Source organism: Nitrosomonas sp. ANs5, assembly GCF_050584665.1.
Lineage (GTDB): Bacteria > Pseudomonadota > Gammaproteobacteria > Burkholderiales > Nitrosomonadaceae > Nitrosomonas.
Map to the genome: position 1 here is coordinate 1 of NZ_JBEUDO010000030.1, position 23,046 is coordinate 23,046.

Here is a 23,046-nt window from a genome sequence, read left to right on the forward strand (position 1 = left end):
ACCGTTCAAGCCGCCCTGCCCTCAAACGCCCGCCTTGCCGCCCCCACACCGCGCAGGCACTTCACCTGCCGTGCCGCGCACAACTCGGTCAGGTGCGCCCACTGCGCTGCCGAACTGTTTCATCAGGTTGGTGACGCAGTCGATGAACTAGGTAAAAGAGGTAAAAGGGTAGCGTCCCCTTTTGCACCTTTTGCAGGACTCCGGGCACACGAGGAAAGTGTGACGGTTCAACACCTTCTCGATGGCCTGCAGCCCGACCATGGGTTTGGGTGGTGACCAGCGTTCCACCCACTCGGTGCGGCAGGTCTTGCGTGCGCTGGCGCGCTTGGAAGCTGTGCTCATCGCACACCTCCCAACTTGAAGAAAGTAGGCCAATGAACTACAATGGCACCATGAATTTCGAATGGGATGAAGCCAAGAGCGACGCGTGCTTTGCCGAGCGCGGGTTCGATTTCGCTTATGCCGCCAGAGCCTTCTTTGACCCGGACCGTATGGTCCAGGCGGATACCCGTCACAGCTATGGCGAAGATCGCTACCGACTGATAGGCAAGATCGAAGAGCGCCTGTTTGTGGTGGTCTACACGCCCAGGCATGACGTCATCCGCATCATTTCGGCACGAAAAGCCAACCAACGAGAGGTCAAGCACTATGAAGACAGTACGCATGACGATTGATCCCGCCGTCCCGGCCTCGTTGGCCACAGGACGCATCGACCCTGCTCGCGTGGATGCCACGACGGAGGCAGACATCGCCAAGCAAGCCGCTGCCGACGAGGCAGAGGCCATGCAGGACGCAGCCAAATTCGCACGTCGAGTTCGCAAGCGCCTAGGGTTGAGCCAAGCGGAGTTCTCTGAACGGATCGATGTGCCGTTGGAAACCATCCGCAACTGGGAACAGGGCAAGCGCAGCCCAACGGGCGCGGCGAAAGCCCTGCTCAAGGTGCTGGACAAAGCCCCGGAGGCCGCGCTCGCTGCGCTGCAATGAAACTGGATAGGTGTGCTCATCACACACCTCCCCAGCAGCGTTGCACGTAGGAGCAGAACTTACACTCGAAGTGGCTGGCGGAGGCTGTGCCGCATGGCAGCAGCTCACCGGCTTCCGTCGCCTGAATCACCCGCACCGCCCGGTCGGACATCTTCTGGGCGAGCGCCGCATCGAAAGGTAAAAGGGGACGAGTAAAAGGGTAGCGTCCCCTTTTGTCCGTCAGGTCAAACAGCAATCATTTACCCCGCTGCATGCCATACATCAAATAAAGTCAGCCTTATCAATAAAAATTCGTGTGCATTCGTGTCCATTCGTGGTTTGCATTCGCATTGAGATTCACAAGCTCACCCCAGCCTACGACCCTGCAAAATTTTAGCGTCACTTATCTTTTTTGGAGTAATCTTTCCACGCATCATATGCAAGATAATAGATAAAAATTATAAAAACGCCTCCCATTATTGCCATCAGGATACTATTCAGCATTTTCGAGCTTCTCCAGTAATTGCTTAACCTTTTTATAGTTCCAGACACCAAAACCGGCCGCGCCGATCAATCCAGTCGTCGCCAGAAACAGCACTACGGCATCTGTTGAGCGATAGTTGTTAGCAGCCCATCCCAATAAGCCTAGTATCATGGCTATTGCAGTGAAAAACATTTTTTCATGAAATGAAATTTCGGCTTTTATTCTATCCAGCCTACCCATAGCAGACTACACCCTTTAATAAATTGGATCAATTTCCAGATAATCAGCGCCATAGCCCTGGCCGGGAATCAACACAAGATCTGACTCCTCTGCAGTTCTTGCAATTTCTTGGAACCACGAATGAACACCAATCTACACGAATATTAAAAACCACTGTAGTTGTATTACATCTGCCGCCAGCTCAGATATCGATCATTTACCCCGCTGCATGCCATACATCAAATAAAGTCAGCCTTATCAATAAAAATTCGTGTGCATTCGTGTCCATTCGTGGTTTGCATTCGTATTGGGATTCACAAGCTCACCCCAACCTACCATCCTTTTGGCTGATCAGCTATACATTCATGCCAGATCTGACCCCTCCTCTTCAGACTTACCAGATTATTCTTCCGATAATTTATAAACTGCGAAGAGCAACAGCGCTGCCGTCAACACGGCAATTCCGATAATCGCCAACAAACCCGGACTCATTTCTATAATTCCTTTATCTCTTTTGTTTTCTAAGGTAAAAGGGTAGCGTCCCCTTTTTCGTTTTAGCCTTATCAATAAAAATTCGTGTGCATTTGTGTCCATTCGTGGTTAACCCGGCAGGGTTTGCGACAATGTCCAGGGAGCTTCTGAAAGCCCCCAGGAAAAAACAGGCATGAATAATTTTGCCCCCTGTGATCATTACCGCCGGGAGACGAAGGAGGATCAGTTGAAGCGTATGGTTTCGGTCTGCAGCAGGTCGTTGATGTCGGCCTGTTTTTTGGCGGCCAGTTGCGGGTATTTGCCGGCCAGCACGCCCTGGCGCAAATTGGCCATGCTCAGTAAATGGGCGTAGATCAGCGGGAGCACGCCCTTGTCGCGCAGGCGGGCGAAGGCTTCGTGCGGCATCTGGTTGAGTTTGGTTTCATCGACCACCAGCAGGCCGGTCAGTTGGCTGGTTTGCCCATCGGGGCGGTTGATGCGGATATTGCGTTCGATCAGAATATCGGCTTCCTGGATGACTTTCACCATGGCCTGGGTGACCGGTTCGGCCTGCTGCATGGCTTTGAGCAAAGCCATGCGTTGCTGCAGATATGGGCTCGGCTGGCTGTTTTCGAACAGGATATGGCCACCGGGCTGCATCAGTTGCGGCGCATCGGCATCGAGCACAATCGCGAATTCCCCTGGTTTATCAGGCATATGCGTCAGCGCGAACGGGTAGCTGCGCAGGCGGGCGGGCACATAGGTGGCCAGCCAGCGCCCGTCACTGCCGACATAGGCGTTGATGCCCTGCTCGATCCCCGTCAGCGCATAGACCAGCGGCTTGCCGCGCAGAAAAAGCAACGGGTATTCACGCGCGACATCGGCCATTTCGCTATAGACCACCGGCAGCAGCATTTCCCCGGCAGCGAAGCGCCAGTCGGTCGTGTCGGCGACCCGCAGCGTGCCATGCTCGGCGGCCTTGAGCAGCAGATTATTCTTGAACATCGGTTTCAACTCCTTGAATTGCAAAAAGACAAAGGGGGCCGCAGCCCCCTTTGATTCATTCCGTTTAGCCCTCAAGCGAGGGTACAAAATTAAAACACGAAATTGAATGCATCGGTCGAGAGATCAACGCCACCAATTTCAACGATAGTAATGGTTCCTGCAAACGCATCAGAAGTAATGGTCGTTGTATCAACGCCGTCAAATGCGAGATTCAGATCGTCAAGGCCCGTTACACCTTCAAAGGCGCTGAAGTCGAGACGGTCAGCATTGCCACCCACACCAGCACGGAAATCTGTAATGTTGATATCACCAAAATTGTCGCCGGTAAACTTGAACACTTCACGCAAGTTATTAGTTGTATCAGCAGTATAGGTCAGACTACCGGTTGCATTGCCATCCTCGTCCACACCAAAGTTGCCGATGTTGAGGGTTACAGCGCCCTGAAAATCGGCTGCTGCAGCATCGATTACAAAGTCACTCGCTTCGCCGCCCGACAACGTGATGCTGTTCAGATCCACTGTATCTGTCAGCGTGACATCGATTGTTGCATCACCGTCTTCGGAAGAGTCGGTCAAAGTCAACGTTGTCAGCGAAAACTCTTCAGCAGCATCGCCGGTTATTGAAGCTTCAACAGTACTAGCGTTGCCGGCAGCATCAATTGCTACAGTTTGCAAAGCTTCCTGTCCATCAATCACGAAATCAGCATTATCTTCAAGGTTGATGGTCAACGTAGCGAGCGCCTCGCCAGTGAATGTAACGACATTTGCAGCACCAACCACACCCGCAGCATTGATTACTACGGTTTCAGCTGCATCGCCGAAATCTACTACCCCCGATCCATTTGTATCATCCAGAGCATCTTCAAAAGTCAAATCCAACTCGGCGGCAGTATTGTCAAACAAAAGCGTATTGCTATCGATATCCACTATCCCCTCGAACGCGATACCTGACGGAGAAACCCCATCAAGATCCAGCGTCGCACCTGCAGCGAGAGTCAAACCATCGACAAAGGACAGGGTCGATACGCCGGCGACAGAGAGGTCATCACCTGCGAAAACCAGATCAGCCAATTCTCCATCACCTACTATACCTGTCAAACGCAGTGTATTTTCGCCGTCACCCAAATCGATATCCAATTCGCCCGTAGCAACAAGCAAAGTACCATCGATAGTAATGTCATCGTCGCCAGATCCTGTTGCCACACTGGCCAGGTTGACGGCAGCACTAACATCAAGTGTCAAATCGCCCGAAAATCCGGTAGCGGCCACATTTTCAACTGCTGCAAAATTACCTCCGTCCGTCAGTTCGAGATCACCGGAACCGGTGATCGTAACGTCGGTCAAGGCAGTACCATTCACTTCCAGCTCCAGGGAGCCGCTGGTTGCCAAAGTCAGTGTTTCGATTGCGTCGAAATCAGACAGATCGACATAGTTGGTACCTGAGGCAGTTACATTCAGACCCTCGATATCAGTTGCATCATTCGAAGTCACTTCGGCTGCAGTTCCAGCACTACCCGCGCCCGTAACGACCAGATTCAACACATCTTCATCACCCGACACATCGTCAAATGATTCAATATGCGTCACCGATGTCGTATTGCGGACACCGAAGGTCGCGGCAATCGGTGCTTCTTCATATTCCAGAGTTGTGCCTGCAGTAGACTGGCTGTTCCAGATTTGCTGAGCACCCGAAACATCAGCCAAATTCAGTGTTGAACTTGATACTGCCCGTATATTGAATACTTCGATATCGTTGATGGTTGGCGCAACAGTGCCGCCATTCAACGTGGCATTCAACGTGTCGTTGCCTGCGCCACCGTTCAATACGTCAAAACTTTGCAATGTATTGTTGTTATCGACAATTGGTGCGTTAAATACATCATTACCCGCCGTGCCAGTGATATTGTCTTCATTGAGCGTAAGCGTGAAAGTCTGGCCAGGATTGGTGCCGCTGCCAATGTCTTCCAGATATTGAGCTGCTTCTTCGGCGTTGGTTGGGAAAGCTGCGGTCACGCCGGCCAGAATTGCCCGGGCATCAGCAACGCCGCTGATGTTGTTGGATTCAGCGTGCAGTGCGGCAACCAGTGCCTTGTTGTTCAACAGAGCCGAATAAGGCGCGAAAGCTTCGTTGGTGGTATTGTCCAGGAAGTTCACGGCTTCCAGCACGATCGCGCCAAAACCGGCGCCGCCCTCGATGCGGGCGGTGAAGAATTCTGCCGCCAGGGTGGCGGGGCTGCCTGCTTCACCATCCGGGGTCAGGCCGAAATTGTTCATCAGTACGCTGACTTGCTGGGCGGTGGTGACCTTGCCGCCGATAATGTCTTGTTTAAATTGGTTGGTGTTCGCCAGAATGTCGGCCAGCTGCGCCATGCTGACGCCGGCTTCGACCGCTTGCGCCAAGTCGTTCAGAATGGCGCCACCCGGTGCGCCATTGAACAAGCCTGCCACAATCTTGAGAACTTGATCTCGTTCTGTTTGAGAAATAGCCATAATCAGAGCTTCCTTTTCAAAATAAAGTTAAAAAAACGTGTGCAGCGACAAAGCCGGAACCGTGCAGCAACCAGCAATAGTATATAAGACAGAAGATCCTTTGCGAACCGCGAAACAAGGCGCTTTCAGTATCCCAGTTTGCCATATTGCATGTTTCATGACAATGACAAATATCACAACACACGGGAAGGCTTGTCCATACCCTACTCTTTGCTATCAGAAAACGCACCTTCTGACAAGTTGTAGCGATTCTGCCCAAAAAAAAATCCACATGCAAGGCAATCTTTGATTGTAGTCGCTGATTGTTGCGTTTTAGCAACAAATACTCTACGGCCGGTTTAATAATTTATTTAGCCATCCATTCGCGGCAGACTCTGCAAATGGTTATAAGCATTGGAATTTTTTTTTCTAACCACGAATGGACACGAATGCGCACGAATAGAAAAACCCTTTCGGTTGCCTTTCCTATTAGATTCGATCAGCCATCGATTTTTTACCTGTTGCGTGGAAAAAATCAAGCGTTGTAACCGTTATCAATAAAAATTCGTGTGTATTCATGTCCATTTGTGATTCCAATACAACCCTCACACAGCCACTCGCTCCCATTCCAGTTTTGCGTGTTTGAAATTCAGCACGATGCCGACTTGCAGCCCGGAGATTCTCAGGTAGTTGATGACCTGGCCGCGTTCATGGTTGCCGATGCGGTCGATTGTTTTGGTTTCGACGATGATTTTATCGAACACGATCAAATCCGGCATGTAATCACCCACCCTCAAGTTTAGACATTCAGCACCAGAGAAATCGGCCCTTAGGGCAGAATCGAAGCAGCGATACGAGACGTAAAAAATATTCGAAAATGAGCAAAAATCACTTGACAGAAGGAAAAATTCGCGCGGTCGACGCCCTGCAGACGCGGGTTTTTCGCGACTGCAGGGCGTCGACCAATGAAGGAGTTTTAACTCCTCATTTGGTGCCCGATGTCCTATGCTCAAACTGTTCGGCTTTTCCTGTCAGGCTGGATTACTCATTTACTCACCGCTGTACCCATGCGTTCTCGCGCCACTTTCGTCGAATTATTGTGTGGTTGCCTGATTTCTCCGGAAGGCTGGGTAACACGCGCAATCAGCGCTATTACCAGAGGCTGTCACTGGACTGCTTACTACAAACTTATGGAACGCGGCAGTGTTCGAACGCTACGACTGGCGCGCGCCTTATTCGAGATGGTCATCGATGCCTTGCCAATGGAAACGCTCAATATGGTCATCGACGACACATTAATTCCACGCCAATCCGAGAAGGCACCGGGCAGTACCATTCGGCACGATCACGCCAGAAAGCGCAACCGACCGCAGTTTCTGCTGGCACAATGCTGGGTCACGTTAGGCGTCAGTGTATTGGGCAGTGCGGGCAGGAAATACGTGTTACCAATCGTGTCTCGTTCTGTCCCTGCCACTGGCAATCGCAACAAACTGACTATCGCGCTGGCGTTGGTGCGCAGTCTGGCGCCCGTGATGATGAACAAGCATGTCCGGCTGCTGTTCGATGCCTGGTTCATGCGAGCGCGGCTGATATTGCCACTGCTGTCGCGAAAAATACCCATCATTGGACAAGCACGGTGCGATACCGCATTGTTCTTGCCGCCAAGCGTAGCAGCCAAACCTGGGCGCGGGCGTCCCAGAATTTACGGGATCAAAATGACGCCCGATACAATCCGGAATCTTCCGGCAACCGAAATCAAACTGGCACTGTATGGCAAGGAGCAGCTGGTTCGTCTGCGCACCGTAGTGGCATTAGCACGATTCCTCAGAGGAACACTGGTACGCGCGGTGTGGTGCGAGTTTTACGATGTGGACAAGCAGCACTGGTCAAAAGCGCGTTTGCTGCTGGCGACCGAAACAGATTTAGGTGCCGAGGAGATACTGCATCTGTATGCACGCCGCTGGGGTATCGAGCCTTTGTTTCACAACCTGAAACGATGGGGGGGCGTGAACAACTTGTGGCAGCAGAAACGCACTGTGCTGGAGCTGTGGATGCAGATTCGCTCGACGGCGTGGACACTGGTTCAGCTATTGAGTCTGGTGGCGCAGTGGCTACGCATGGAATTTACCGGACTTGCTTTCAGGGATGGTTTAAACCAGAAGTCCTCAATATTCACCTTCCCCAAACAACGCGGCGATCCGAGATTGCGGGTGTAGCAGCACCGTCAGCAGCAAGTAGCATCAATTTCGTTAGTTTTACCCATCCTTGTGTCGCCGTTCGGGTGACGCAAGGATGGGGGTTGGATGTCTAAAGTTGAGTCACCCACCTTCACTTGCTTGTAATAGACATCGATTCTTCTTTGCTGGCTGACTGGAATCCCCCTCAAACCGCACTCGACCACAAGCGCATTCTCATAGGATTTCTCCAGCAATCCATGGCCAAGCGTGTTCTGCACCTCGAACGCACAGCCAACAACCTGATAAACCTCCTCCTTCAACAACAATCCACACTGATTGATATCCATCGGCAATCCTATCCGGTTTGATTGGAACCACGAATGGACACGAATGCACACTAATATTTAAAATTGCTTCGCCAATATTCCTCTTGAGACCCGGCTGGCAATTGATCACCCGCCTCGCCATACCTTAAAAATTCAAGCGATGACAGCACCACCAATAAATCATTCGTGTGCATTCGTGTCCATTCGTGGTTCTCTTCTCATTTAATCAATTCATCGCAGTCTGCGCGCATTCGACAAGGTTATCGGCGCCCGTGGTATGATAACGGGTTCTGACAGCCCTGCATTTACCCTGAATTCATACCATGACCACACCTGAGGAAGTCGTTCAATATTTGCGGGCGCATCCGCGTTTTTTCGAAGAACATGCCGATTTGATGGAGTCGATCCGTCTGCCGCATCCGTATGAAGGCCGGGCGATTTCGATCAATGAGCGGCAGGTGGTAATGCTGCGGGACAAGAACAGTTTGCTGCAGGACCGCTTGCAGGAGCTGATCGATATCGGCGAGCGCAACGACATCATCGGCGACAAAATGCATCGCTTGGCGGTTGCGCTGCTCGGGTCCGATACCTTCGCCGAAACGCTGCATGGGTTGCAATATCATCTATGCGAGGATTTTTCGATTCCGCATGTCGCACTGCGCTTGTGGCAGCTCGATGCGCCCGATCTGCAGCTGCCTGCCCCGGTTGCCGATCCGGTCAGCGAGCAGGTGCGCATTCTCGCGATGGGCATGACGCAGCCTTACTGTGGCCCGCAGGCTGCCGACGAGATCCGGCAATGGTTCGGCAAGGATGCCGAATACCTGCAATCGTTCGCCATTATTCCCTTGAAAAAACAGCGCAATTTCGGCCTGCTGGTGATGAGCAGCCCGGAAGTGGAGCGGTTTTATCCTGATATGGGCACGCTCTATCTGGAACGGCTGGGCGAGCTGGTCAGCAGCACGCTCGCGCGGCTGATGGCGCCCCACCCTGGAACCGCCGCGCATGACTCCAGCGCATGAGCAGCCAGCCCCCGTTCTGCCGCCGCTCGTTCAGGCTTATCTCGCCTATCTCGCGACGACCCGCAAGCTCGCCCCGCTGACGCAGGCCAGTTATCAGCGCGACCTGTCCGCGCTGGTGCGCTGCATGGCGGAGTACCAGTCATCTCCAGCCGATGACCCCGCCTTGCGGCAGCTGAAATCACATGACATCCGCCATTTTGTCGCCCGCCTGCATGGCGGCGGCCTGTCCGGCCGGAGCCTGGCGCGGATGCTGTCGGCCTGGCGTGGTTTTTTCCGCTATCTGATCCGTCATCATCAGCACCCGGACGACCCCTGCCAGGGGGTGCGCGTGCCCAAATCCCCCAAGATGCTGCCGCATGCGCTCTCCCCCGACGAAACCGCGCGCCTGCTGACATTCGACCCCACCGATGCGCTCGCCACGCGCGATCTCGCGATGTTCGAGCTGTTCTATTCATCGGGCCTGCGCCTGACGGAACTGGCGCAACTGCAGCTGGCCGACATCGATTTTAACGAAGGCACGGTGCGCGTTGCCGGCAAGGGCAACAAAACGCGCATCGTGCCGGTCGGCAAACTGGCGCTGGAGGCGCTGCAAGCCTGGCTTGCCCTGCGCCAGGGCTGGCAAACGGCAGATGACACCTCGCTGTTTCTCTCTCAGCGCGGCCGCCCCATCCACCCCCGCACGATCGCCTATCGCCTGCAACAACGCGCCCAGCAGCAAGGACTGGATGACCGCGTCCACCCCCACGCACTGCGCCATTCGTTCGCCTCGCATGTCCTGCAGTCGAGCGGCGACCTGCGCGCCGTCCAGGAAATGCTCGGCCACGCCAGCATCCGCAGCACCCAGGTCTACACCCACCTGGATTTTCAATACCTGGCCAAAATCTACGACCAGGCACACCCGCGCGCCAAAAAGAAACCGGATAAACCGGAATAGAAAATGGCAGGGCTAGAATCGCCCGCCTGGATAGCTTCGGTGGTCATTCTTGATTCTTTGCAACCACGAATGGACACGAATAGTGAAAAATAGCTGCGGCTGTCTTTTATCCTCCACCAAACCGGTCATCACCCACTCGCCCGCCCCGTAGGGTGCACCCGTGCACCGGCTTTTGCTGCGCGGCGGCTGGCCGCCGTGGGCCGGATGTTTGACGGTGCACAGGTGCACCCTACACTGACTGCTGCGGCTTTACTTCAACCGGCAGCAGACCGGCTATCGCCCATCCATCCACCACACGATTAAAACAAATAAAGCAAACACCCCCACCCAATCATTCGTGTGTATTCGTGTCCATTCGTGGTTATCAAAACCAGTAGCGGAACAGCCGCCCCGTAGGGTGCACCCGTGCACCGGCTTTTGCTGTGCGACGGCTGGCCGCCATGGGCCGGATGTTTGACGGTGCACAGGTGCACCCTACACTGACTGCTGCGGCTTTACTTCAACCGGCACCAGACCGGCTATCGCCCATCCACTCACCTCATGATTAAAACAAATAAAGCAAACACCCCCACCCAATCATTCGTGTGTATTCGTGTCCATTCGTGGTTCCAATCAGTCACACTTGATTTGAAAATCGCGGTGGAGCTTGCGCCAGTGCTCGCTGAGTTTTTGCTTGTGTGCTTCGTTCATTGGCAAGTTTTTAAGCGCTTCGGGCCAAAGGCTTCGAGCGCTTTCCATGGCATCATCGATATGTGGCTTTATCGCACGCCACGGAATGCCGGATTTTTTCGCCCAATATTCAAAATTGGCATACGATGCGCCATACCACTCCTTTGAGCCGCCGAGGTTGAGTGCGTAGCGCTTCTCCCCTTCGATATACACATTTGTGGTAACGATATCGTATGCGGGAGAGAGTCTCGGTGTAGTTTGATCAGGGTAGAGCAGGCTCCAGTTTTTCAAATGGGCATCGCCATTGGCCAGGAGAATGTTAACCAGCAGCCGCCTGGCGAACTGCTGGGTATCGGTCAGTGCGTCACCAGAAAATTGGTAAAGAATTCTCCCAATTTGCTCGTAGTTGGCAGCGTCATATTTCTCGTAAGGATATTTCACCAATACTTGAGCAAAATCCTCCATGTGAATACGCTGCTCTCTTTCACGATCAAACCGCTTGATTGCGAATGCCCAGTTCTCATCAGGTAAATTTATTTGTGGCAAATCATCAAGTTTATCCAGTTCAACCAGCTTCATTTCAGGGATATCGACCCCGATCAACGAGGCGAGCGTCATGGCCGTGTACTCGTTTACCGGAACATCCTTATGTCTTGTTGAAGGCGTTTTGATGATCCAGTCACCAAGCACATCACCTTTAGATAAATTGTATCTGCCGTCCCTAGCCTTCATTGAAAATTTCATCTGCACGCCAGCCAGGGAAAATTTATTCTCCCGCACAATATTTTCAAATTTGACTGCCTTGGCGTTGCCGTGCGCAGCGAGAATACTGCCGGGCACTTCATCCGGCTCCATGGGCTCAGCAACCAAAGCACCGGGCAGATCCCGGCCCAGGTGGGACAGGATATGAAATTCGTTATCGATGTAAACCTTCAGTCCCTGCGCAATCAGCTCCCTGAGAGCGCCTTCCGGCAACAGATTTGACAATGTGGGATGCAGCCGCTGCCTCCTAACCCATGGTTCGCCCATGAGCTTGTCAGCATGCGGAAAGCTGGGATGCGTAATCAAGCTGAATGTCGGGCGAGCTGCGTCAGCCCTATAGTCATCGGCAAAGCTCAGCACATTCCGGCCATTGCGAAACCCTGTCAGGTAGCCCACTAATCGGCGGTGCAGGATCAGCCTGAGAACATTGATCTCTTCGGTCCGGCTGCTTGTCATTGATCATCTCCCAGCAAATCCTGCCATGGGTCGTCTGACAAGGTTTTTGTGACTTTGGCTGTCCCCGGTGATTGCTGGGGCAGTTCATTATCAGTGCTTTCAAGCACTGCCAGAACGGCGCCCAGTTTTTCTTTGGGAATGAGCATGATCTCGCTATTGAGGCCCTTGGCAATCAACGTCAGCGTATCCAGCCTCGGATTACCTTTGGCCTCCAAACGCTGATATTGCTGCCGCGAAATCCCCACACGGCGCATCATATCGCTCTGTTTGAGACCAAGCGCCAAACGGCGTTTTTTTAGTTGCTGTAAAAGGTCGCTCATAATATATGTTGCTTCTATATCTATAGCAACATATTAGTTGCTTATTTGAGCATGAGCAACATATATATTGCCTATTAGCAACCACAGCCAGGTTTAAATTCCCGCGATGGGTAAGGGTGCGCTTGCGCACCGGCTTTTGCTGCATGACGACTGGCCGCCGTGGGCCGGATGTTTGACTGGAATCGCCTGCCTGGCTGGCTTCGGTGGTCATTCTTGATTCTTTGCAACCACGAATGGACACGAATGCACACGAATAGTGAAAAACAGCCTCAACTGTAGTCCATCACCAACCAAACCGGCTTTCATCCGCTCATCTGCCGCGCGACAAAAAACAACAGAGCAGGCGTCTCCACCCAATCATTCGTGTGTATTCGTATCCATTCGTGGTTCCAATTTTTCACCACCACCAGACCGGCCACCGCGCTTTCATCTTGCCACCATTGCCCGAACGGTGCGCGGGCGCACCCTACGCTGACTTCGCTACGCCCGCAAAGATGGCTTCGAAGTGCATTCGTGTGTATTCGCGTCCATTCGTGGTTCCCAAGCAGCCGCTTCTGGAAAAGCCGCTGCTTCTCACGTATAATTTGCGCAAGCGGGATTAGTTCTTTTTCATCATTTCAACCCGCATTTTTTACGTCCGCGTACCACAAAAAATATTGAGGAATCCCGTGTCTGACCATCCGCGCGCTTTGCTTGTCCTGGCTGATGGCACCATTTTTTATGGCGACGCCATTGGCGCGGAAGGCATTACCACCGGCGAGGTAGCTTTCAATACCGCCATGACCGGTTATCAGGAAATTCTCACCGATCCCTCCTATTGCCGGCAGATAGTCACGTTGACCTATCCGCATATCGGCAATACGGGCACCAACCCAGAAGATATCGAATCCACCACCGGCTCGACCGTGCATGCGGCCGGGCTGGTGATTCGCGACCTGCCGCCGGTTTTCAGCAATTGGCGCAGCCGCCAGTCGCTGCCGGATTTTCTCAGGCAACATGGGGTGATCGCCATTGCCGGTATCGATACCCGCAAGCTGACCCGCATCCTGCGGGAAAAGGGTGCCCAGGCGGGCTGCCTGATGGCTGGCAACGTCGACGAGGCCGAGGCGCTGCGCCAGGCGCAGGCCTTTCCGGGCCTGGCCGGCATGGATCTGGCGCGCGTGGTCAGCTGCGAGCAGCCCTGGACATTCGAAGAGGGCGAATGGACCGGCACCACCGGTTATCGCGCTCCGGGCGACAGCCGCTTCCGTGTCGCGGTACTGGATTTCGGCGTCAAGCGCACCATTCTGCGCAAACTGGTGGCACGCGGCTGCCAGGTGACAGTCTATCCGGCGCGCACATCCGCCGATACACTGCTGGCCGCGCAGCCCGATGGCGTGCTGCTTTCCAATGGCCCCGGCGATCCGGAGCCCTGCGAATATGCGATTGCCACCACCCGGACGCTGCTGGACAAGCAGGTGCCGCTGTTCGGCATTTGCCTCGGTCACCAGATTCTGGCGCTGGCGATCGGTGCCAGGACGATCAAAATGAAATTCGGTCATCATGGCGCGAATCATCCGGTGCAGGACATCGACAGTGCCCGCGTCATGATCACCAGCCAGAATCACGGTTTCGCCGTGGATGGCGACACCCTGCCCGGCAACGCGCGGGTGACGCACAGCTCGCTGTTCGACGGCAGCCTGCAGGGATTCGAACTGACGGACCGCCCGGCTTTCTGCTTCCAGGGCCATCCCGAAGCGAGCCCGGGGCCGCATGATGTCGATTATTTGTTCGACCGCTTTATCCGCCACATGGCACAACACCGCGCCTGAATGAACAGGCTACTTGACCCGATCCTAAATGCCCAAACGTACTGACCTACACTCCATCCTCATCATTGGCGCAGGGCCGATCGTCATCGGTCAGGCATGTGAATTCGATTATTCCGGCGTACAGGCCTGCCGGGCATTGCGCGAGGAAGGCTATCGCGTCATTCTGATCAATTCCAATCCGGCCACCATCATGACCGATCCGGAAATGGCGGATGCGGTCTATATCGAACCGATCATCTGGCAGGCCGTGGAAAAAATCATCGAAATCGAACGCCCCGATGCGCTGCTGCCGACCATGGGTGGGCAGACCGCGCTCAATTGCGCGCTGGATCTGGTCAAGCATGGCGTGCTGGAAAAGCATGGCGTGGCGCTCATCGGCGCTTCGCGCGAGGCGATCGACAAGGCCGAGGACAGGGAGAAATTCAAGCAGGCGATGACGCGCATCGGCCTGCAATCGGCACGTTCTGCAGTCGCCCACAGCATGGAAGAAGCCTTGCAGGTCCAGGCAATGATCGGCTATCCGGCAATCATCCGTCCTTCGTTCACGCTCGGTGGCAGCGGCGGCGGGATTGCCTACAACCGCGAGGAATTCGTCGGCATTTGCGAACGCGGGCTGGAAGCCTCGCCCACCCGCGAGCTGCTGATCGAGGAATCGGTCATCGGCTGGAAAGAATTCGAAATGGAAGTGATCCGCGACCAGCAGGACAACTGCATCATCATCTGCGCGATCGAGAACATCGATCCGATGGGTGTGCATACCGGCGACTCGATCACGGTCGCGCCCGCCCAGACGCTGACCGACAAGGAATACCAGCGGATGCGCGATGCCTCGATTGCCGTGCTCAGGGAAATCGGCGTTGAAACCGGCGGCTCCAATGTGCAATTCGCCATCAATCCGGAAGACGGGCGCATGATTGTGATCGAGATGAACCCGCGTGTCTCGCGCTCATCCGCACTGGCTTCCAAGGCTACCGGTTTTCCCATCGCCAAGATAGCCGCCAAGCTGGCGGTCGGCTATACGCTCAATGAGTTGGGCAACGATATCACCGGCGGCCTGACCCCGGCCTCGTTCGAACCGACCATCGATTACGTGGTCACCAAGGTACCCCGCTTCGCGTTCGAGAAATTCCCGCAGGCAGACGACCGCTTGACCACACAGATGAAATCGGTCGGGGAAGTGATGGCGATCGGCCGCACTTTCCATGAGTCGTTGCAAAAGGCGCTGCGCGGCCTCGAAACCGGCGTTGACGGGCTGGACGAGAAGACTACCGACATCGAAACCATCGAACAAGAACTCGGCCACCCCGGCCCGGAACGTCTCTGGTATATCGCCGACGCTTTCCGCTGCCATCTGCCGTTCGCTGAGATCCAGGCATTGACCCGGATCGACCCCTGGTTTCTGGTCCAGATCGAGAATCTGGTCAGGCAGGAACAGGCGCTCGCCGGATGCCAGCTGGAAACCCTGACCGAGCGGCAATTGCGTCATCTGAAGCGCTGCGGTTTCTCCGACCGGCGGCTGGCCGGGCTGCTCGGTTGCGATCAGCATGCGGTGCGCGCCCGGCGCCATCAGCTCAACCTGCGCCCGGTCTACAAACGAGTGGACACCTGTGCGGCCGAATTCGATACCCGTACCGCCTATATGTATTCCACCTACGAGGAAGAATGCGAGGCACGTCCCAGCGACAACAAAAAGATCATGGTGCTCGGCGGCGGGCCCAACCGCATCGGCCAGGGCATCGAGTTCGATTACTGTTGCGTGCATGCCGCGTTGGCATTGCGCGAGGATCAGTATGAAACCATCATGGTCAACTGCAACCCGGAAACGGTTTCGACCGATTATGATATTTCCGACCGCCTGTACTTCGAACCGCTCACGCTGGAAGATGTGCTGGAAATCGTAGCGATCGAAAAACCGGCTGGCGTCATCGTGCAATATGGCGGCCAAACTCCACTGAAACTTGCGCGCGAGCTGGAAGCCAATGGGGTGCCCATTATCGGCACCAGTCCGGACATGATCGATTGCGCCGAAGATCGCGAACGTTTTCAGGCCATGCTGCATCGTCTGGGCCTCAGGCAGCCCCCCAATTTCACCGCCCGCAACCCGGCCGAGGCACTGGCCGCAGCCGATGACATCGGCTATCCGCTGGTGGTGAGACCGAGCTATGTATTGGGCGGTCGCGCCATGGAGATCGTGCACGAGTCACGCGATCTGGAGCGCTATATGCGGGAAGCCGTCAAGGTCTCCAATGATTCTCCGGTGCTGCTGGACCGCTTTCTGAGCAACGCCACGGAAGTCGATGTCGATGCCATTTTCGACGGCAATACCGTGCTGATCGGCGGCATTATGGAACATATCGAGGAAGCGGGCGTGCATTCCGGCGATTCCGCCTGTTCCCTGCCACCCTTCAGCCTGCCGGCCAGCATGCAGGACGAACTGCGGCGGCAGACCGAAGCCATGGCGCGCGCGCTGCATGTCAAGGGATTGATGAACGTGCAATTCGCGATTCAGGACGATACCGCCTTCGTGCTGGAAGTCAATCCGCGGGCTTCGCGCACGGTGCCGTTCGTCTCCAAGGCGACCGGCCTGCCGCTGGCCAAAATTGCCGCCCGCTGCATGGCGGGCCAAACCCTGGCCGCACAGGGAATGGGCGAAGAAGTGCGGCCGGCCTATTACTCGGTGAAGGAAGCGGTCTTCCCATTCGCCAAGTTTGCCGGTGTGGATACCATACTCGGCCCCGAAATGAAATCGACCGGCGAGGTCATGGGAATTGGCAAGACCTTCGCTGAAGCGTTTATCAAATCCCAGCTGGCTGCCGGCATTCAGCTGCCGGTATCGGGCAGAATTCTCATCAGCGTGCGCGACGGCGACAAACCGGAAGCGGTTGCGATTGCCAGAAAATTCGTCGAACTCGGGCTGTCACTCTACGCCACGCGCGGCACGGCCCAGGCATTACTGCAGGCCGGGTTGCCGGTGACAACCGTGAACAAGGTGGCGGAAGGCCGGCCACATATTGTGGACATGATCAAGAACGGAGAAATCGCGTTGATTATCAATACGGTCAGCAACAAGCGGAGCGCGGTGCGCGACTCCTACTCGATCCGGCATGCTGCCTTGCAGGCCAGGGTCACTTACTACACGACCATCGCCGGCGCCCGCGCGGCTTGCACCGGCATGGCCAACAGACAGGAACTGCGGGTTTACTGTTTGCAAAATCTTGCCATCTAGGCAAGAATAACTCCTATCCAACGTTTCTTTGGCGCATGTGAGAAAACCTCTGAAAAATCCGATAGCCTGACAACCTGTTTTTGAAGCAGGCCCACCACGGCAAGCAGCACGCGACACAAACTGGCGTTGTTGCTATCGGGAAAAGGAATGATTTTTTTGCAGGCGCGCAATCAAGAAACACATCCAGCAACCAGGCTCACTACATCGGCTTCAGAAATAGACGGGTTATCGCAGTTTTGCATTGATCAACGATCACTCTCCGGTTCCGCATGGCTGATGACTGAGCCTGATATTTAAGATCCTTATTATGAGAAGAGTAAAGTAGTTATGAACGCTATCCCTATCACCCTATCTGGCGCGGAAAAGCTGCGCGCAGAGTTGCATGAAATGAAAACCGTTCACCGCCCGGCTGTGATTGCCGCTATCGCGGAGGCCCGTTCTCATGGCGACCTGTCCGAAAATGCCGAGTATGATGCCGCCAAGGAAAAGCAGGGATTCATTGAAGGGCGAATCGCCGAACTGGAGAGCAAGCTATCCAACGCGCAAATCATCAACCCCACCCAGCTGGATGCGGATGGTGCATGCGTGTTTGGCGCCACAGTCGATCTCAAGGACCTGGACAGCGATGCCACAGTCACTTACCAGATCGTGGGCGATGATGAGGCCGATATCAAGGAAAGCAAAATCTCGATCAGCTCACCGATTGCGCGCGCGCTGATCGGCAAGTATGCGGGAGATATTGCCGAGGTCCAGGCACCCGGCGGCATCCGGGAATACGAAATACTGGATGTCAGATACGTCTAGGAGGTTGTCCGAGAATAGACTGATCTACTGCGGACGAGCCTGATTGGCCGGATTTTACGATCCTTTTCGTTAAATGGAACGACTATTCGCCTCAAATGATCGAAAAAATCCAACTCAACCAGCCTCGCCCTCGCTACGATCGCTATTCTCGGACAGCCTCCTAGCCCGGCAATTCGCAGTTGATTTGAACCACGAATGGACACGAATACACACGAATATTGAAAAACTGCTGCGGCTTTATTTCAACTGCAACCAGACAGGCTATCGCTGATTCGTTTTGCTATCATCGGGCGGACGGTGCGCAAGCGCACCCTACGTTGACTTCGCTGCGCCCGCAAAGATGGCTTCGATGAGTATTCGTGATTCTTTTCAACCACGAATGCACACGAATGAACACGAATATTGATAAACCGCTTCAGTTTTACTTCAATCGGGACCAGATCTGCTATCACTCATTCGCCCGCCGCACGATAAAAACAAATAAAGCAAGCGCCACCATTACATCATTCGTGTGTATTCGTGTCCATTCGTGGTTACCCACGCGGGTCAGGCTGGCCGCCGTCTGGCGGGGGTGGTTTTTTTGCTTCGTCCCTTGGGCTTGGCCGGTTGGGCTGCGGGAGTGTCTTCTGTTTCTTCCGGCTTGGGACGGTATATAATCAGTATCTTGCCAATTAGCTTGACAGGTGCCGCATGCAACGACTGGCAGATTTGTTCGAGCAATGCCGCTCTATTTGCCCGGTCATCGTCGAGGATCTTGACCTTGATCAGTTCATGCTTGGTCAGGCCCCTGTCGAGTTCACTGATCACACCTGCTGTTAACCCATCCTTGCCGATCATGACAATCGGATTGAGGTGATGCGCGTTAGCCGTCAGCAACCGGCGCTGTGCCATATCAAGTTCAAGCATAAAACCACTTTCTGAAAAATATTGGATTCTACCCGATGAAACCCGCCAAAACCAGCAAAGCCTGGATGAAAGCCCATGTGAATGACAGCTTTGTCCAGCGGGCGCGGCATGAGGGCTATCGTTCCCGTGCCGCCTATAAACTGCAAGAAATCGCCGAACGTGACGCGCTGTTTGCGCGCGGCATGACGATCGTCGACCTCGGCGCGGCTCCCGGCAGCTGGTCACAGGTCGCGCGCGAGCAAGTCGGCGAACAAGGCCATATGTTTGCACTTGATATTCTCCCCATGCAGCCGTTACCAGGTGTGACATTTATTCAGGGTGACTTCCGCGAGGACGAGGTGTTGAGCGCGCTCAGGCAGGCACTCGCTGGCAGGCAGGCCGATCTGGTCATCTCCGATATGGCGCCCGATCTCACTGGCATCCGTGTCAGCGACCAGGCGCATGCCATGTATCTGGCCGAGCTCGCGCTGCTGTTCTGTCAAGAACATTTGAACCCCGGGAAAAACTTCCTTGTCAAAGCCTTTCAAGGTGCCAGCTTTGAAGCGTTCCGGCAATCGATGCAAACCAGCTTTGAGAAGGTTGTCATAAGAAAACCAAAGGCTTCCCGGGATCGGAGCAAAGAGCTATATTTGCTGGGACTGAGAAAAATAATCTGTTAGACTGCAAAAAAGGCTAGCAAACATTCAATTGGATTCGGTTTATCCATTGAATGTTTGCAGCATTTCGCTTTTTTGCAGTCGAAGGAAATGAAACGCTGTTTGATTTGTCAAAATTGTAAGAAGTGAAGCAATCCATGACGGGCTTGTTCAGCGCTTCCCTAAAAATAATCTTGCAAAAAGTGAAACTATGTGTTTGTGATGCACCAGGTTTCGTCAAGAAGCATATTGAGGAGCTATTATGAATAATTTGATTAAAAACATGGCCATATGGTTGGTGATTGCATTGGTACTGATGACAGTATTCAATCAATTCACCACCAGGCAATCGCCACAGCCGCCGATGGAATATTCACAGTTCATCAACGAGATGAACCAGGGCAGAATTGCCAAGGTGGTAATTGACGGCCGTACACTGAAAGGTACAAAAACCGATGGCCGCCACTTCATCACGCACTCGCCCTCCGATCCCTGGCTGGTGAGCGATCTTTTGCGGGCAGGCGTCATCGTTGAAGCCAAACCGGAAGAAGAGCCATCCATGTTGATGAGCGTGCTCGTATCATGGTTCCCGATGCTGTTGCTGATCGCCGTCTGGATTTTCTTTATGCGCCAGATGCAAGGTGGCGGAAAAGGAGGCGGTGCTTTCTCGTTCGGAAAAAGCAAGGCCCGCATGATCGACCATAAAAACAATAACGTGACTTTCGCTGACGTGGCTGGCTGTGAAGAGGCCAAGGAAGAAGTTGCCGAGTTGGTGGAATTTTTGCGCGATCCGTCGAAATTCCAGAAACTGGGTGGACGCATTCCACGCGGTGTGCTGATGTGCGGCAATCCCGGTACCGGTAAAACCCTGCTGGCGCGTGCGATTGCCGGCGAGGCAAAAGTGCCGTTCTTCAGCATTTCGGGTTCCGACTTCGTCGAAATGTTCGTCGGGGTAGGTGCTTCCAGGGTCAGAGACATGTTCGAGCAAGCCAAGAAACATGCTCCCTGCATCATTTTCATTGATGAGATTGATGCCGTTGGGCGTCAACGGGGGGCCGGACTGGGCGGTGGCAACGATGAACGTGAACAAACGCTGAACCAATTATTGGTCGAGATGGATGGGTTCGAAGGCAATATGGGCGTTATCGTGATCGCGGCAACCAACCGCCCCGATGTGCTGGATCCCGCGTTACTGCGTCCAGGCCGTTTCGACAGGCAGGTCACCGTGCCGCTTCCGGATATCCGTGGCCGTGAGCAAATTCTGCAAGTGCATATGCGCAAGGTGCCGATTTCTCCGGACGTGCAAGCCAGCATTCTTGCCAGAGGGACACCTGGCATGTCGGGCGCCGATCTGGCCAATCTGGTCAACGAGGCTGCCTTGTTTGCCGCACGGTCTGGCAAACGCCTGGTTGATATGGACGACTTCGAACGCGCCAAGGACAAAATCCTGATGGGCGCGGAACGGCGTTCTGTCGTCATGCCGGAAAACGAGCGGCGCAACACCGCCTATCATGAATCCGGGCATGCGGTGGTCGCTTATCTGCTGCCGAAAACCGACCCGGTTCACAAAGTCTCGATCATTCCGCGTGGCCGTGCACTGGGTGTCACCATGCAACTGCCTGCTGAGGACCGCTTCAGCATGGATCGTGATCAGATACTGCAAACCCTTGCTGTCATGTTCGGTGGCCGGATCGCGGAAGAAGTGTTCATGCATCAGATGACCACGGGCGCTTCCAACGACTTCGAACGCGCAACCGATACGGCCCGCAGAATGGTCACACAATGGGGGATGTCCGATGCACTGGGGCCCATGGTCTATGGTGAAAACGAAGGCGAGGTTTTCCTCGGCCGCTCGGTCACCACGCACAAAAATCTGAGTGAAGCGACCATGCAGAAAGTGGATATCGAGATTCGGCGTATCGTCGATGAGCAATATGCACTCGCACGCAAGCTGATCGAGGAAAACAAAGACAAAATCGAGGCAATGACACAAGCGCTGCTTGAATGGGAAACCATCGACAGCGGCCAGATCAAGGACATCATGGAGGGTCGCCCACCACGTCCGCCTCAAGCACCGAAATCTCCGGCGCAAGATAAAGACAAATCTGCCAAAGACGAGAAACAGCCTGCTGCTGAACCTGCTGCAGCAGAAGTCCCGACTCAGGAAGCAGAAGTTTGATCTAATGCTTGCTATCTAGAATGGCCTGTGCGTCGCATGTACGCACAGGCCTTTTTTTATTTATGCCATATAAAATTTCAGCAGGATAATTCCGCATCGGTGGCAGGGTCCATCAACGCACCCAGTGCACGATGGCTGCTGCCGCTGAATACGTACAGTGTGCATAGCACATGCACCGCGCCGAAACTGAAGATGGTTCAGCGGTACAAATTTTAAATGAAGATTCAAGAATGAATACACTCACCCAGATGCTCGTAAGCGATCGCCCCCTGATTATGGGGGTGCTCAATGTCACACCGGATTCATTTTCCGATGGCGGACAATACGCTACGACCGACCAGGCGATACAACATGTTAACCGCCTGATTGTGGAAGGCGCCGATATGCTCGATATCGGTGGTGAATCCACCCGCCCCGGCAGCCAGCCTGTCAGCCTGGAAGAGGAGTTGTCAAGGGTGATTCCCGTCATAGAATTTGCTGTACACAAGCGTATCCCGGTCTCGATCGACACCTCCAAGCCGGCAGTGATGCGCGCCGCCATCCGTGCAGGCGCAGACCTGGTCAATGATGTCAATGCGCTGCAGGCACCGGGGGCATTGGAAGCCATCGCAGAGAATTCGGCCATGGTGTGTCTGATGCATATGCAGGGGACGCCGGAGACGATGCAAAATACGCCCCATTACTCGGATGTTGTCACTGAAGTCCAAGCATTTCTGGCGCAGCGGATTGACGCTGCCCGCAATGCGGGCATTCCGGCCGAACGCATCCTAATCGATCCGGGATTTGGCTTTGGCAAAACGCTGGAACATAATTTGACGCTGCTGCAACAACTTGATCGCCTGCTGGCACTCGGATGCCCTATCTTGGTTGGCTTATCGCGCAAATCCATGCTGGGTGCCATAACCGGCAACACCGTTGACAGTCGCCTCCACGCCAGCGTGGCAGCAGCACTGCTGGCAGTAATCAAAGGCGCAAAAATTGTCCGCGTGCATGACGTCAAAGCCACCCGTGACGCACTTTCCGTTCTGGAAGCGGTTATATAACAGGGGTCAGAGTAGAATTAATTGCAAGATCCCCTGACTATTGATTTTTAACCACGAATGCACACCAATATTTCCAAATCATTTTGGTTGTATTTCATCTAAACTTTGATGTAGACAAAATTCATATGCATTAGTAATCCTCAACTCCCCTCCTGCACCCCGTCACTCC

The 23,046-nt window shown here is 54.2% G+C and carries 21 protein-coding genes; 11 read left to right on the plus strand and 10 right to left on the minus strand.

Annotation, left to right across the window (positions count from 1 at the left end; translation table 11 throughout):
- Positions 1 to 147 precede the first annotated feature (147 nt).
- Positions 148 to 342: a hypothetical protein gene (locus ABTW62_RS08540; protein WP_430904163.1), complete on the minus strand. Its 195-nt coding sequence runs from the start codon at positions 340 to 342 to the stop codon at positions 148 to 150.
- Positions 343 to 374: 32 nt separating this feature from the next.
- Between ABTW62_RS08540 and ABTW62_RS08545 the strand changes: the two genes are divergently transcribed.
- Positions 375 to 674 (plus strand): BrnT family toxin, encoded by a 300-nt coding sequence (locus ABTW62_RS08545; protein WP_218132792.1) that lies wholly within the window; start codon positions 375 to 377, stop codon positions 672 to 674.
- Positions 649 to 984 (plus strand): helix-turn-helix domain-containing protein, encoded by a 336-nt coding sequence (locus tag ABTW62_RS08550; protein WP_090414076.1) that lies wholly within the window; start codon positions 649 to 651, stop codon positions 982 to 984. Before ABTW62_RS08545 ends, ABTW62_RS08550 begins: the two co-directional genes overlap by 26 nt.
- A 472-nt stretch (positions 985 to 1,456) precedes the next feature.
- On the opposite strand, the gene ABTW62_RS08555 is transcribed toward ABTW62_RS08550, so the two are convergent.
- From ABTW62_RS08555 to ABTW62_RS08575, 5 genes are all read right to left on the minus strand, one after another.
- Positions 1,457 to 1,639: a hypothetical protein gene (locus ABTW62_RS08555; RefSeq protein ID WP_430904164.1), complete on the minus strand. Its 183-nt coding sequence runs from the start codon at positions 1,637 to 1,639 to the stop codon at positions 1,457 to 1,459.
- A gap of 429 nt (positions 1,640 to 2,068) precedes the next feature.
- Positions 2,069 to 2,260, minus strand: a complete 192-nt coding sequence (locus ABTW62_RS08560; protein ID WP_430904165.1) for a hypothetical protein — start codon at positions 2,258 to 2,260, stop codon at positions 2,069 to 2,071.
- 120 nt (positions 2,261 to 2,380) lie between these two features.
- Complete coding sequence (locus tag ABTW62_RS08565; RefSeq protein WP_430904166.1) at positions 2,381 to 3,142, minus strand: SapC family protein; 762 nt, start codon at positions 3,140 to 3,142, stop codon at positions 2,381 to 2,383.
- An 89-nt stretch (positions 3,143 to 3,231) separates the two neighbouring features.
- Complete coding sequence (locus tag ABTW62_RS08570) at positions 3,232 to 5,541, minus strand: beta strand repeat-containing protein (RefSeq protein WP_430904167.1); 2,310 nt, start codon at positions 5,539 to 5,541, stop codon at positions 3,232 to 3,234.
- A gap of 674 nt (positions 5,542 to 6,215) precedes the next feature.
- Positions 6,216 to 6,401: a GxxExxY protein gene (locus tag ABTW62_RS08575; protein ID WP_430904168.1), complete on the minus strand. Its 186-nt coding sequence runs from the start codon at positions 6,399 to 6,401 to the stop codon at positions 6,216 to 6,218.
- 207 nt (positions 6,402 to 6,608) lie between these two features.
- Between ABTW62_RS08575 and ABTW62_RS08580 the strand changes: the two genes are divergently transcribed.
- Positions 6,609 to 7,826, plus strand: a complete 1,218-nt coding sequence (locus ABTW62_RS08580; protein WP_430904169.1) for an IS701 family transposase — start codon at positions 6,609 to 6,611, stop codon at positions 7,824 to 7,826.
- An 8-nt stretch (positions 7,827 to 7,834) separates the two neighbouring features.
- Here ABTW62_RS08580 and ABTW62_RS08585 read toward each other — a convergent pair whose 3' ends face one another.
- A complete protein-coding gene (locus tag ABTW62_RS08585; protein ID WP_430904170.1) occupies positions 7,835 to 8,134 on the minus strand; it encodes a GxxExxY protein in 300 nt (99 codons plus the stop codon).
- Positions 8,135 to 8,436: 302 nt separating this feature from the next.
- On the opposite strand from ABTW62_RS08585, the gene ABTW62_RS08590 reads away from it, so the two are divergent.
- The gene (locus tag ABTW62_RS08590; protein ID WP_430904171.1) at positions 8,437 to 9,132 is read left to right on the plus strand and encodes a DUF484 family protein; all 696 of its coding nucleotides are present in this window, start codon (positions 8,437 to 8,439) and stop codon (positions 9,130 to 9,132) included.
- Positions 9,116 to 10,066: a tyrosine recombinase XerC gene (gene xerC / locus ABTW62_RS08595; protein WP_430904172.1), complete on the plus strand. Its 951-nt coding sequence runs from the start codon at positions 9,116 to 9,118 to the stop codon at positions 10,064 to 10,066. Before ABTW62_RS08590 ends, xerC begins: the two co-directional genes overlap by 17 nt.
- Positions 10,067 to 10,678: 612 nt before the next feature.
- Here xerC and ABTW62_RS08600 read toward each other — a convergent pair.
- Together ABTW62_RS08600 and ABTW62_RS08605 are read right to left on the minus strand one after the other, a co-directional pair.
- Positions 10,679 to 11,953, minus strand: a complete 1,275-nt coding sequence (locus ABTW62_RS08600) for a type II toxin-antitoxin system HipA family toxin (protein ID WP_430904173.1) — start codon at positions 11,951 to 11,953, stop codon at positions 10,679 to 10,681.
- Complete coding sequence (locus ABTW62_RS08605; RefSeq protein WP_430904174.1) at positions 11,950 to 12,273, minus strand: helix-turn-helix domain-containing protein; 324 nt, start codon at positions 12,271 to 12,273, stop codon at positions 11,950 to 11,952. Before ABTW62_RS08605 ends, ABTW62_RS08600 begins: the two co-directional genes overlap by 4 nt.
- Positions 12,274 to 12,941: 668 nt before the next feature.
- On the opposite strand from ABTW62_RS08605, the gene carA reads away from it, so the two are divergent.
- From carA to greA, 3 genes are all read left to right on the plus strand, one after another.
- Positions 12,942 to 14,084, plus strand: a complete 1,143-nt coding sequence (gene carA / locus ABTW62_RS08610; RefSeq protein ID WP_430904175.1) for a glutamine-hydrolyzing carbamoyl-phosphate synthase small subunit — start codon at positions 12,942 to 12,944, stop codon at positions 14,082 to 14,084.
- 28 nt (positions 14,085 to 14,112) lie between these two features.
- Entirely contained in the window at positions 14,113 to 17,310 is a 3,198-nt protein-coding gene (gene carB, locus ABTW62_RS08615) for a carbamoyl-phosphate synthase large subunit (protein WP_430904176.1), read from the plus strand.
- A gap of 327 nt (positions 17,311 to 17,637) precedes the next feature.
- Positions 17,638 to 18,114, plus strand: coding sequence for a transcription elongation factor GreA (greA, locus tag ABTW62_RS08620; RefSeq protein WP_090413863.1), 477 nt, complete (start codon positions 17,638 to 17,640; stop codon positions 18,112 to 18,114).
- A 546-nt stretch (positions 18,115 to 18,660) separates the two neighbouring features.
- Here greA and yhbY read toward each other — a convergent pair.
- A complete protein-coding gene (yhbY, locus tag ABTW62_RS08625) occupies positions 18,661 to 19,020 on the minus strand; it encodes a ribosome assembly RNA-binding protein YhbY (RefSeq protein ID WP_430904177.1) in 360 nt (119 codons plus the stop codon).
- Positions 19,021 to 19,055: 35 nt separating this feature from the next.
- Here yhbY and ABTW62_RS08630 point away from each other — a divergent pair, with 35 nt between their 5' ends.
- The 3 genes from ABTW62_RS08630 to folP all read left to right on the plus strand — a co-directional run bounded on the left by ABTW62_RS08630 (position 19,056) and on the right by folP (position 22,877).
- The gene (locus ABTW62_RS08630) at positions 19,056 to 19,679 is read left to right on the plus strand and encodes an RlmE family RNA methyltransferase (RefSeq protein WP_430904178.1); all 624 of its coding nucleotides are present in this window, start codon (positions 19,056 to 19,058) and stop codon (positions 19,677 to 19,679) included.
- Positions 19,680 to 19,917: 238 nt separating this feature from the next.
- A complete protein-coding gene (gene ftsH / locus ABTW62_RS08635; protein WP_430904179.1) occupies positions 19,918 to 21,834 on the plus strand; it encodes an ATP-dependent zinc metalloprotease FtsH in 1,917 nt (638 codons plus the stop codon).
- A 230-nt stretch (positions 21,835 to 22,064) separates the two neighbouring features.
- Entirely contained in the window at positions 22,065 to 22,877 is an 813-nt protein-coding gene (gene folP, locus ABTW62_RS08640; protein ID WP_430904180.1) for a dihydropteroate synthase, read from the plus strand.
- Positions 22,878 to 23,046 lie beyond the last annotated feature (169 nt).

Coding starts and splice junctions, on each gene's coding strand:
- ABTW62_RS08540 (WP_430904163.1), bottom strand. CDS start 342: ATGAGCACAGCTTCCAAGCGCGCCAGCGCACGCAAGACCTGCCGCACC.
- ABTW62_RS08545 (WP_218132792.1), top strand. CDS start 375: ATGAACTACAATGGCACCATGAATTTCGAATGGGATGAAGCCAAGAGC.
- ABTW62_RS08550 (WP_090414076.1), top strand. CDS start 649: ATGAAGACAGTACGCATGACGATTGATCCCGCCGTCCCGGCCTCGTTG.
- ABTW62_RS08555 (WP_430904164.1), bottom strand. CDS start 1,639: ATGTTTTTCACTGCAATAGCCATGATACTAGGCTTATTGGGATGGGCT.
- ABTW62_RS08560 (WP_430904165.1), bottom strand. CDS start 2,260: ATGGACACAAATGCACACGAATTTTTATTGATAAGGCTAAAACGAAAA.
- ABTW62_RS08565 (WP_430904166.1), bottom strand. CDS start 3,142: ATGTTCAAGAATAATCTGCTGCTCAAGGCCGCCGAGCATGGCACGCTG.
- ABTW62_RS08580 (WP_430904169.1), top strand. CDS start 6,609: ATGTCCTATGCTCAAACTGTTCGGCTTTTCCTGTCAGGCTGGATTACT.
- ABTW62_RS08585 (WP_430904170.1), bottom strand. CDS start 8,134: ATGGATATCAATCAGTGTGGATTGTTGTTGAAGGAGGAGGTTTATCAG.
- ABTW62_RS08590 (WP_430904171.1), top strand. CDS start 8,437: ATGACCACACCTGAGGAAGTCGTTCAATATTTGCGGGCGCATCCGCGT.
- xerC (WP_430904172.1), top strand. CDS start 9,116: ATGACTCCAGCGCATGAGCAGCCAGCCCCCGTTCTGCCGCCGCTCGTT.
- ABTW62_RS08600 (WP_430904173.1), bottom strand. CDS start 11,953: ATGACAAGCAGCCGGACCGAAGAGATCAATGTTCTCAGGCTGATCCTG.
- ABTW62_RS08605 (WP_430904174.1), bottom strand. CDS start 12,273: ATGAGCGACCTTTTACAGCAACTAAAAAAACGCCGTTTGGCGCTTGGT.
- carB (WP_430904176.1), top strand. CDS start 14,113: ATGCCCAAACGTACTGACCTACACTCCATCCTCATCATTGGCGCAGGG.
- greA (WP_090413863.1), top strand. CDS start 17,638: ATGAACGCTATCCCTATCACCCTATCTGGCGCGGAAAAGCTGCGCGCA.
- yhbY (WP_430904177.1), bottom strand. CDS start 19,020: ATGCTTGAACTTGATATGGCACAGCGCCGGTTGCTGACGGCTAACGCG.
- ABTW62_RS08630 (WP_430904178.1), top strand. CDS start 19,056: ATGAAACCCGCCAAAACCAGCAAAGCCTGGATGAAAGCCCATGTGAAT.
- ftsH (WP_430904179.1), top strand. CDS start 19,918: ATGAATAATTTGATTAAAAACATGGCCATATGGTTGGTGATTGCATTG.
- folP (WP_430904180.1), top strand. CDS start 22,065: ATGAATACACTCACCCAGATGCTCGTAAGCGATCGCCCCCTGATTATG.